Source organism: Streptomyces sp. PU-14G, assembly GCF_041028275.1.
Taxonomy (GTDB): domain Bacteria; phylum Actinomycetota; class Actinomycetes; order Streptomycetales; family Streptomycetaceae; genus Streptomyces.
The window spans coordinates 1-4,298 of sequence record NZ_JASKYT010000463.1 but is presented as its reverse complement, the minus strand read 5'-3'; the positions used below and the strand labels follow the sequence as shown (position 1 = coordinate 4,298).

The window sequence follows — 4,298 nt, the reverse complement described above, 5'->3', positions numbered from 1 at the left end:
TCGCAGGACTGACCGCCGCGCAGCGCAGCGCGGCGGTCAGTCCTGCGACGCCGGAGCCGACGACGACCACGTCGGCCTCCAGGGTCCAGCCCGGCGGCGGCGCGGGGAGTGCCGTGCCGGCTATGCCGGGGGTGGCCGCGGCTGCGGAACGCMCCCACGCCCTCSSCSKCYCCCGCGCCCGCCGCCTGTTCCCCGGCGCGCAGGGCGCGGGAGAGGGCGAGGGCGTGGGTGCGTTCGGGCTCGGCCAGGTAGCGGTTGCGGCTGGAGAGGGCGAGGCCGTCGTCCTCGCGGACGGTGGGGACGGCGACGATCGCGGTGGGGAAGTTGAGGTCCTCGACCATGCGGCGGACGAGGGCGAGCTGCTGGGCGTCCTTCTGGCCGAAGAACGCCGCGTCGGGTGCGGTCAGGTGGAGCAGCTTGGCGACGACGGTGAGCATGCCGTCGAAGTGCCCGGGGCGCGAGGCGCCCTCCAGGACGTCGCCCATCGGCCCGGCCGAGACCCGTACCCGGGGTTCGCCGCCGGGGTAGACCTCCTCGACGGGCGGCGCGAAGACGAGGTCCGCGCCCTCCTTGCCGGCGACCAGCACGTCGGCTTCCAGGGTGCGCGGGTAGCGGTCGAGGTCCTCGCCCGCGCCGAACTGGAGCGGGTTGACGAAGACGGTGACGACGACCTGCCCGCCGGGCCCGACGCGTTCCCGCGCCGCACGCACCAGCGCGGCGTGGCCCTCGTGCAGGGCGCCCATCGTCATGACGACGGCGCGCTCGGTGGTGGTGTCCCCGCGCAGGCCGCGCAGTTCGGCGGCGGTGGTGACGACGTGCGCGGTCATGGGCGGGCCTCCCCGTCGTCCCCGCCGTTCCCCTCGTCGGTGCCGCCCGTTCCGCCCGTTCCGTAAGGGCCGCCCGTTCCGCCCGTTCCGTGGGGGCCGCCCGCGCTGCCCGTTCCGTGGGGGCCGCCCGTGCCGCCGCCTCGCTCGCCCGTGCCGCCGCCGAGCACGTCCAGTAGGTCACCGGCGGGCCCAGCCGCGAGCAGGCCGTGGTCGAGCGCGCGGTCGGCGGTGGCCCGCGCCATCGCGAGGTAGCTCGCGACCGTCCGCGGTGCGTGCCGGCGCAGCTCGGCGACGTGGGCGGCGACCGTCCCGGCGTCTCCCCGGGCCACGGGGCCGGTCAGCGCGGCGTCCCCGGAGCGCAGCGCGTTGTCGAGGGCGGCGCCCAGCAGCGGCCCGAGCATCCGGTCCGGTGCCTGCACCCCGGAGGTGCGCAGCAGCTCCATGGCCTGGTTGACGAGGGTGACCAGGTGGTTGGAGCCGATGGCGAGGGCCGCGTGGTAGAGCGGCCTGGCCTCCTCGGCGACCCACTCGGGCTCCCCGCCCATCTCGATGACCAGCGCCTGGGCCGCCAGCCGCAGCTCCTCGGGCGCCGTCACCCCGAACGCGCACCCCGCCAGCCGCTGCACGTCCACCGCCGTGCCCGTGAAGGTCATCACCGGGTGCAGCGCGAGCGGCAGGGCGCCCGCGGCCAGCGCGGGTTCCAGGACGGAGACGCCGTACCGCCCCGAGGTGTGGACCACCAGCTGCCCCGGGCGCACGGCACCGGTCTTGACCAAGCCCGCGACCAGGCCCGGCAGCGCGTCGTCGGGGACGGTCAGCAGGACCAGCTCGGAGCGGGCCAGCACCTCGTCGGGGCCGACCACCGGAACACCGGGCAACAGCTCGGCCGCGCGGCGCCTGGAGGCGTCCGAGACGCCGGAGACCGCGACCGGGCGGTGTCCTGCCAGCCGCAGCGCCGCCGCCAGCGCCGGGCCGACGCGGCCCGCACCGACGACGCCGACCGACAGCCGCGCCGGGCGGTCCTCGGCCCGCGCCGGCGCGGACGGCTCGGGCCCGTCGCCGACCGCGGGCCGCGAGGGTCCCCCGGCGCCCCGCGGCCCGTCCCCGGAGTGCGGGTGATGAGGGTGGTGTGCGTTCACGAAAGAGGCCTTCCGTATGCGTTCCGGTCCGCTCAGTGGCCGGTACCGGACGAGACCTCGCCATGCTAAGCCCTCCGCGCACGGCGCCGGAGGGGTCGGGGTGCGGCCTCGGTCACCGCCGTGTGCCGCTCGCGGTCCCGTTCGGCGGCACGCTCGGCGGCGCGGATCCGGCCCAGGTCCCTCCTCGCCTCCTTGCGGGCCACCCACCACGCCCGCAGGAGCTTCGCCTCGTGCGTGCCCGGTGCCGGTGGCGGCGCCTGCCCCTGGGAGCGGAGCCGCCAGGTGTCCATCGCGTACTGCTCACTGATGCTCATGGCCACGACGGTGCGCCGCCGCCTCCCGCCGAGGCACGCGCATTGACGGGCCTGGTCAATCGGTACCCGTTCGATTGACGGCGCTGGTCAATCGGGCGGAGCGGCGCGGCTTCGAGCGGGCAGGATGGGGGGCATGAGCGTCACCATCCACATCGCGGGGCTGCCCCTGGAGCGTGTCGTCTTCGCCCCCTCGCCGCTGGCCGAACTGGGCACGGCGCTGCACACTCTGGCCGAGCCGGGACACCACCCCGGGGTGCACGGCTGGGCGACCGCCACCAACGCCTCGCTCAAGCAGGATCTGGCCGACCGGCTGTGCGAGGCCGACTTCCTGTGGCGTACCACCTTCTCCGACATCCTGCTGGGCTTCGCGGGACTGCGGGACGCCTCGGCGCAGCCCGGCGGGACGCTCGGCGAGGATCTGGACATGCTCGACCGGCTGGACGACGAGAGTTACGTCATGGCCGCTCTGGAGTTCACCTGCGGTGCGCTCTACGGAACGGACGCGGTGCGCTCGCCGCTGGCCGACCCGGCGCTGCGGGACCGTGCCCTCGACCTGGCGGCGGCCCGGGGGCCGCAGCAGCAGCGGTTCACCCAGCGGCTGTTGGACGATCCGCCCGCCGTGCGGTCCTGGATACGACGCCTGTTCGAGGACTGCGACCGGGCCTTCTTCGCCGACACCTGGAACCGGGTGCGGCTGCGGCTGACCGCCGACGCGCGGGAGAAGACGGAGCTGCTGCGCCGCCGAGGGCTGGCGGCCACCCTGGCGGCCGTCTCCCCCGCGCTGTCGACCGACGAGGCGGGCAGCGTCATCGACGCCGACAAGCTCGCCAGCGCGCGCACCACCGCCGTGGACCCCGCGGTGGGCCCGGGCGTGACGTTCGTCCCCTCCATCTACCAGTGGCCGCACCTGGTGGTGCTGCACCGGCACGGGTGGCGGCCCGTCGTGCACTATCCGGTCGCGGCGCCCGAGTTGCCGGGGCCGCTGTCGGTGGAGCAGTTCAAGCTGCGGATGGAGGCACTGGCCCATCCGATGCGGATGCGGCTGTGCCGCAACCTGGCGCGGGCGCCCTACTCCACCAGCGAACTCGCCGACCAGTACGCGCTCAGCTCCCCGGAGGTCTCCCGGCATCTGGCGGTACTGAAGAAGGCCGGCCTGATCACCGCCCGGCGGCGCGGACGGTACGTGCAATACCAGCTCGATGTGAAGGTCGTGGGACGGCTGGGCAGCGACTTTCTGGAGACGGTGCTGCGGTGACACCGGGGCCTGCCGGTCCCGCCGACGTCCGGAGGATTCAGCCTCCCGCCCGCACCAGTCCCGTCTCGTACGCCAGGACGACCGCCTGGACCCGGTCGCGCAGCCCCAGCTTGGCCAGGATGCGGCCCACGTGGGTCTTGACCGTCGCTTCGGAGAGCACCAGCCGGGCGGCGATCTCTCCGTTGGACAGGCCCTGGGCGATGAGGACGAGCACTTCCCGCTCGCGTTCGGTCAGGCGTTCCAGCTCCTTGGCGACCGGCTCGGTGGCGGTGGCGGGCAGCACCGAGGAGAAGCGGTCGATCAGCCGCCGCGTGGTGCTGGGCGCGACCACCGCGTCGCCGCTGTGCACCGCGCGGATGGCGTCGAGCAGGTCACCGGGCGGCACGTCCTTGAGCATGAACCCGCTGGCCCCGGACTTGAGCGCGGAGAACGCGTACTCGTCCAGGTCGAACGTGGTCAGGATCAGCACCTTCGGGCTGCCGGGCCCTCCCTCGCCGCCCTCGCAGATGCGGCGGGTCGCCTCGACCCCGTCGACGTTCGGCATCCGCACGTCCATCAGCACCACGTCCACCGGCGTCTGGCGCAGGATCGCCAGCGCCTCCGCGCCGTCGCCCGCCTCCGCCGTGACCTCCATGTCCTGCTGTGCCGTGAGCACCATGCGGAAGCCGGTGCGCAGCAGCGCCTGGTCGTCGACGAGCATCACGCGGATCGTCATTCGGGGGTCCTTCTCGATCGAGGGGGAAGCGGGGACSGAGGGGACGGG

5 protein-coding genes are annotated in these 4,298 nt (G+C 74.7%); 1 reads left to right on the top strand and 4 read right to left on the bottom strand.

The window, feature by feature from the left end; genetic code table 11:
* The 3 genes from panC to AB8Z75_RS31490 form a co-directional block, all read right to left on the bottom strand.
* Nucleotides 1–827: pantoate--beta-alanine ligase (gene panC, locus AB8Z75_RS31500; protein ID WP_369208004.1), on the bottom strand; the 827-nt coding region annotated here is incomplete at its 3' end.
* Nucleotides 824–1,966, bottom strand: a complete 1,143-nt coding sequence (locus AB8Z75_RS31495) for a Rossmann-like and DUF2520 domain-containing protein (RefSeq protein ID WP_369208002.1) — start codon at nt 1,964–1,966, stop codon at nt 824–826. The genes AB8Z75_RS31495 and panC, both read right to left, overlap by 4 nt.
* Nucleotides 1,967–2,031: 65 nt before the next feature.
* Complete coding sequence (locus AB8Z75_RS31490) at nt 2,032–2,280, bottom strand: hypothetical protein (protein WP_369208000.1); 249 nt, start codon at nt 2,278–2,280, stop codon at nt 2,032–2,034.
* A gap of 133 nt (nt 2,281–2,413) precedes the next feature.
* On the opposite strand from AB8Z75_RS31490, the gene AB8Z75_RS31485 reads away from it, so the two are divergent.
* Nucleotides 2,414–3,535, top strand: coding sequence for a DUF5937 family protein (locus AB8Z75_RS31485; protein WP_369207998.1), 1,122 nt, complete (start codon nt 2,414–2,416; stop codon nt 3,533–3,535).
* Nucleotides 3,536–3,572: 37 nt separating this feature from the next.
* On the opposite strand, the gene AB8Z75_RS31480 is transcribed toward AB8Z75_RS31485, so the two are convergent.
* Nucleotides 3,573–4,250, bottom strand: a complete 678-nt coding sequence (locus AB8Z75_RS31480; protein ID WP_369208006.1) for a response regulator — start codon at nt 4,248–4,250, stop codon at nt 3,573–3,575.
* Between the last annotated feature and the right edge of the window lie 48 nt (nt 4,251–4,298).